Origin of the sequence: Streptococcus sp. GMD1S, from assembly GCF_000296875.1 — a bacterium.
In the GTDB taxonomy this organism is placed as follows: domain Bacteria; phylum Bacillota; class Bacilli; order Lactobacillales; family Streptococcaceae; genus Streptococcus.
The window spans coordinates 1-5,497 of record NZ_AJQY01000058.1; the positions used below are offsets into that span (position 1 = coordinate 1).

The window sequence follows — 5,497 nt, forward strand, 5'->3', positions numbered from 1 at the left end:
TTTTGCATTTCCTTGTACTTGGCAATCTGATCGCGGAAATAAGCAGCCTTTTCAAAATCTTCCTCTCGTGTAGCTTGAGCCTTGAGATTTTCAGCCTCAATCAAGCGCTGATCAATCACTTTAGGATCAACAAAGTTCAGCGTTAGATTCATCTTTGAACCAGCTTCGTCCAACAGGTCAATAGCCTTGTCTGGCAAGAAGCGGTCTTGGATATAGCGATTGGAAAGATTCGCAGCAGCTTCGATAGCAGCATCAGTGTACTTGACGTGATGGTAATCTTCGTATTTCTTTTGAACCCCTTTAAGGATGATAATGGTTTCTTCGACAGTTGGTTCATCTACCTTGACAGGCTGCATACGGCGCTCTAGAGCAGCATCTTTTTCAATGATGCGGTATTCATTGAGAGTAGTGGCACCAACCATTTGCAATTCACCACGGGCAAGGGCTGGTTTGAGGATATTGCCTGCATCCATATTGCCATCGCCAGCAGATCCTGCACCAACAATTTCATGGATTTCATCGATAAAGAGGATGATATCCTCACGTTTGCGAATTTCTTCCATGAGCTTTTGCATACGTTCTTCAAATTGGCCTCGAATCCCTGTTCCTTGGACTAGACTGACCACATCCAGACGGATGACCTGCTTGCCTTGAAGTTTATGGGGAACATCCCCATCGACAATCTTCTGAGCTAGACCTTCAACAACGGCTGTTTTACCAACACCTGGTTCTCCGATAAGGACAGGATTGTTCTTGGTTCGACGGTTGAGGATTTCGATAACGCGGATAATCTCCTCATCTCGACCGATAACAGGGTCAATATCTCCCCGACGAGCAATCTCAGTAATATTGATACCGTATTCCTCTAGGAGTCCTCTTTCTTGGCTAGGTGGTGTTTGAAGTGGGCCTCGGTTTTGAGGTCCATAACCACCGTTTCCTCCATATCCTCCACCAGATTGAGTTGGAGGGACGTTATTAGAAGAAGGTTTGAAATTGTTCAAATCATTGAAAAAGTCGCCGAAAGGATCAAAGTCATGATTGTTTAAGTCAGTCATTCCTTTAAAGAGGGTATTATTTGGATCTGTTTTGATAATTTTATAGCAATTTTGACAGAGATCAATTTGCTTTTGCTGTCCATTGATATTGGTATACAGATGAATTGTTGAGTCGTTAATTTTACAGTTTTGACAGAGCATACATCTACCTCATTTCATTCTTATTCTTGGTCTAAGAAAAAGGTCAAGAATAGTCAAAGTTTTATACTCTCATTATAGCATGATTAAGGTGTAAAGCAAGTAAAAAGATTGGGAAGTGGTCGTTTTTAAAAGAAGGATTTATGGAGAATTAAGCAGCTTGAAGGTAAGAAAAAATCCCATTTGTGGTGACAAAAAGGATTCTCATTCATCGGGACTTACTGCCCGTTGTTTTTATATTAGTAAAGGAGTTCGTAGATCTCCATTGCAATTAAATCAATGCTATCAAAGGTATAAGTTTCACGAGCTTCTACATCGCGAAGGGTGAAGAGTGATCCATTTTCTTCGTCGTGGCTGTATGCAACTTCTGCGACAACAACACCTTCACGTTCAAAATTACGTTTTAGATTTCCACCATCTTTTGTCATTGCTTCTAGGCGGTTAATGATTCTAACCAAATGTGATTCCATTTTGATTCTCCTCCATTTCTTATCGTTTCTATTTTACCATAAACAAGAGGTAGTTGACTAGAAAAAAACTGTGATTTCTCTCTATTTCTCTATTCTATCAAGTTAATTGTTAAAATCAGGGGAAAAAGGATTGCATTTTAATTCAATTCATGTTATAATCATACAATCTAATACATAGAAAGTTGATTGAATATGAATTTTTCTTTTTTACCAAAGTATTTACCATATTTTAACTATGGTGCTCTGATTACCGTATTGATTTCCATCCTTGTTGTCTGCTTAGGGACCATTATAGGTGTGTTACTGGCCTTTGCTCAACGTTCACACTTTAAACCGCTCGTTTGGTTTGCAAATGTGTATGTTTGGATCTTCCGTGGAACTCCGATGATGGTTCAAATAATGATTGCCTTTGCTCTTATGCATATCAATGCTCCGACTATCCAAGTGGGAATTTTAGGAGTTGATCTTTCTCGTTTGATTCCTGGTATTCTGATTATTTCTATGAATAGTGGAGCTTACGTTTCAGAAACTGTTCGTGCTGGGATCAATGCGGTTCCTAAAGGGCAGTTAGAGGCTGCTTACTCTCTTGGTATTCGTCCGAAAAATGCCATGCGTTATGTCATTTTGCCACAAGCTATCAAAAATATTCTTCCAGCTCTAGGAAATGAATTTATCACCATTATCAAGGATAGTTCCCTCTTGTCGGCGATTGGGGTGATGGAGTTGTGGAATGGTGCAACGACAGTAGCAACAACAACTTATTTACCATTGACTCCACTTTTATTTGCAGCCTTTTACTACTTGATTATGACCTCTGTTTTGACAGTAGCGTTGAAAGCATTTGAAAAACATATTGGACAAGGAGACAAGAAATAATGACAGAAACCTTGATTAAAATTGAAGAATTACATAAGTCTTTTGGGAAAAATGAAGTTTTAAAAGGCATCAATCTTGAGATTAAACGTGGAGAAGTTGTGGTCATTATCGGTCCGTCAGGTAGCGGGAAATCAACTCTCCTTCGTTCGATGAATCTCCTTGAAGAAGCAAGTAAAGGTAAGGTTATCTTTGAAGGAGTCGATATTACGGATAAGAAAAATGACCTTTTTACCATGCGTGAAAAGATGGGTATGGTATTCCAACAATTCAACCTCTTTCCCAATATGACAGTGATGGAAAATATCACTTTGTCACCAATTAAAACCAAAGGTGAAAGCAAGGAAGTTGCGAAGAAAAGAGCACAGGAACTGTTAGAAAAAGTTGGCTTGCCAGATAAGGCAACGACCTATCCACAGAGTTTGTCAGGTGGTCAGCAACAACGGATTGCTATCGCACGTGGACTGGCAATGGAGCCAGATGTTTTGCTCTTTGATGAGCCGACTTCAGCCCTAGACCCTGAGATGGTTGGAGAAGTTCTAGCTGTTATGCAAGACCTTGCCAAGTCAGGGATGACCATGGTGATTGTGACTCATGAAATGGGCTTTGCGCGTGAGGTAGCAGACCGTGTTATCTTTATGGCGGATGGGGTTGTTGTCGAAGATGGAACACCAGAGGAGATTTTCGATCAAACAAAAGAACAACGGACCAAGGAATTTTTGAGTAAGGTTTTGTAAGACCTCATTTTTAGAAGAAATGGAGTAGGCATCATGGCTTCCAGTAAAGAATATTTAGATTTTATTCTCGAACAGCTATCAGAGCTAGAGGAGATGAGTTATCGTCCAATGATGGGAGAGTATATCCTTTATTATCGTGGGAAGATTATTGGGGGAATCTATGATAATCGTTTGTTACTGAAGCCTGTGAAGGTGGTCATGGATCAACTGAGACAGAATAGGCTTGAACGTCCTTATGAAGGAGCTAAGGAGATGATTTTGATAGAAGACATTGAAGATAAGTCATTTCTAACGAGATTAATTAAGGAGATGTATGAAGTCTTACCGGCTCCAAAAGTCAAAAAGAAAGCGTGACAAGTTTACTTAGTATAAATAGGCATAAAAGCTCGATAAGGGCTTTTTCTTATAGTTTCAGACTATAAGGTCCATTAGGCAAGAAGTGTTAGAATGGCGAGTTATTTTTTGATATAATAGAGGATATTTGATAGAAAAGAGAAGAGATATGGCACAGATTATTGATGGGAAGGCTCTTGCAGCTAAGTTACAAGGACAGTTGGCTGAAAAGACGGCCAAACTAAAAGAAGAAACAGGTCTAGTTCCAGGATTGGTAGTGATTTTGGTGGGGGACAATCCTGCCAGCCAAGTCTACGTTCGCAACAAGGAACGGTCAGCTCTCGCTGCTGGCTTCCGTAGTGAAGTCGTGCGAGTTCCAGAGACCATTACCCAAGCTGAATTGTTAGACTTGATTGCCAAATACAATCAAGATACAGCTTGGCATGGGATTTTAGTTCAATTACCTTTGCCAAAACATATCGATGAAGAGGCAGTGTTATTAGCCATTGACCCCGAAAAAGACGTGGATGGTTTCCATCCCCTAAACATGGGTCGCCTCTGGTCTGGTCATCCAGTTATGATTCCTTCGACACCTGCAGGAATTATGGAAATGTTTCATGAATATGGGATTGATCTAGAAGGTAAAAATGCGGTTGTTATCGGTCGTTCAAATATCGTCGGGAAGCCGATGGCCCAGCTTCTTTTGGCTAAAAATGCGACTGTGACCTTGACCCACTCACGCACCCATCATCTTGCCAAGGTGGCTGCTAAGGCAGATATTCTAGTGGTTGCTATCGGTCGCGCTAAGTTTGTGACTGCTGACTTTGTCAAACCAGGAGCGGTTGTCATTGACGTTGGGATGAACCGAGATGAAAATGGCAAGCTTTGTGGAGATGTTGATTATGATGCTGTTGCACCACTTGCCAGCCACATCACACCTGTACCGGGTGGAGTTGGCCCTATGACGATTACCATGCTAATGGAGCAAACCTATCAGGCAGCGCTTCGAACACTAAACAAGGACTAGGAAGATGAAATTCGTATTTGACCTGGATGGAACGCTATCTTTTGACTACATGACCATAGATGAGGAGATTCAGCAGGTTCTTTTAAAGGCTGAAGATTATGGGCATGAGGTTGTGTTTGCCTCAGCTCGCTCTTATCGGGATTGTTTGGGTTTATTAGGCCCTGAACTCAGTCAGCGCTTGGTCATAGGGTTGAATGGCGGTGTAGCCTATCATTTGGGGAAGGGTATCTTTGAAAGGAATCTCGATGCTAGAGTTTATCAGGCGCTAGTGGATTATTGCCAGACTTATAATCTCCCTTTCTTTGTAGATGATTGCTTTGACTATAGTGGTCAGATTGTAGAGAAGATTCCATTTTTCTCAAGTGTGGATCCCCTAAAGGTAGCTCGTCATCAGAAACTCGAGGACTTGGGTACTCCGATTAAGGTAGTCGTTTATATGGGTGACCATGAGGATTTGCTTGATGATCTGCTTGGTCAGCTAGAAAGACTAGGACAGGCTCATCTGTCTTATCATGAGCATGAAAAGTGCCTTTATGTTAATCCCTTGGATACTCATAAGGCGACAACTGTTGAAAAGTTATGTGGGGAGAACTTCATCGCTTTTGGAAATGACCAAAACGATATTGAACTGTTTAAGACATCTCTTTATTCAGTTCAGATAGGCGATTTTGCTGGCCTTACTCCATATGCAGATGAAACGGTAGAGCAAAAAGGAGAACCTTCTCCAGCAGTGGCAGCTAAAATCTTACAGACTTTTGCGGAATTTAAGGGAAAATAGTGTAGAAGGAGGTTTGCCCCTCCTTTTGTAGTATAATGGAGTGAGGTGATTAGATGATTTTAAAAATTTATAATGGAGAATATAGT

7 protein-coding genes are annotated in these 5,497 nt (G+C 41.0%); 5 read left to right on the forward strand and 2 right to left on the reverse strand.

Going from position 1 to position 5,497, the window contains the following annotated elements; translation table 11 throughout:
- The coding region (locus GMD1S_RS06435; protein WP_000882481.1) for an ATP-dependent Clp protease ATP-binding subunit at nt 1-1,196 on the reverse strand (1,196 nt) is incomplete at its 3' end.
- Nucleotides 1,197-1,432: 236 nt separating this feature from the next.
- Nucleotides 1,433-1,663, reverse strand: coding sequence for a DUF1797 family protein (locus GMD1S_RS06440; protein WP_000443577.1), 231 nt, complete (start codon nt 1,661-1,663; stop codon nt 1,433-1,435).
- Nucleotides 1,664-1,855: 192 nt separating this feature from the next.
- On the opposite strand from GMD1S_RS06440, the gene GMD1S_RS06445 reads away from it, so the two are divergent.
- The 5 genes from GMD1S_RS06445 to GMD1S_RS06465 all read left to right on the forward strand — a co-directional run bounded on the left by GMD1S_RS06445 (nt 1,856) and on the right by GMD1S_RS06465 (nt 5,411).
- Complete coding sequence (locus GMD1S_RS06445) at nt 1,856-2,539, forward strand: amino acid ABC transporter permease (RefSeq protein ID WP_001011620.1); 684 nt, start codon at nt 1,856-1,858, stop codon at nt 2,537-2,539.
- Nucleotides 2,539-3,273, forward strand: coding sequence for an amino acid ABC transporter ATP-binding protein (locus GMD1S_RS06450; protein ID WP_000140928.1), 735 nt, complete (start codon nt 2,539-2,541; stop codon nt 3,271-3,273). The genes GMD1S_RS06445 and GMD1S_RS06450 overlap by 1 nt, the downstream gene beginning before the upstream one ends.
- Nucleotides 3,274-3,306: 33 nt before the next feature.
- Nucleotides 3,307-3,627 (forward strand): TfoX/Sxy family protein, encoded by a 321-nt coding sequence (locus tag GMD1S_RS06455; protein WP_000168536.1) that lies wholly within the window; start codon nt 3,307-3,309, stop codon nt 3,625-3,627.
- Between the two features lie 148 nt (nt 3,628-3,775).
- The gene (locus GMD1S_RS06460; RefSeq protein WP_000057229.1) at nt 3,776-4,633 is read left to right on the forward strand and encodes a bifunctional methylenetetrahydrofolate dehydrogenase/methenyltetrahydrofolate cyclohydrolase; all 858 of its coding nucleotides are present in this window, start codon (nt 3,776-3,778) and stop codon (nt 4,631-4,633) included.
- Between the two features lie 4 nt (nt 4,634-4,637).
- Nucleotides 4,638-5,411 carry an HAD hydrolase family protein gene (locus GMD1S_RS06465; RefSeq protein ID WP_000673627.1) on the forward strand — a complete coding sequence of 258 codons (774 nt, stop codon included), beginning with the start codon at nt 4,638-4,640 and terminating at the stop codon, nt 5,409-5,411.
- Nucleotides 5,412-5,497: the final 86 nt, after the last annotated feature.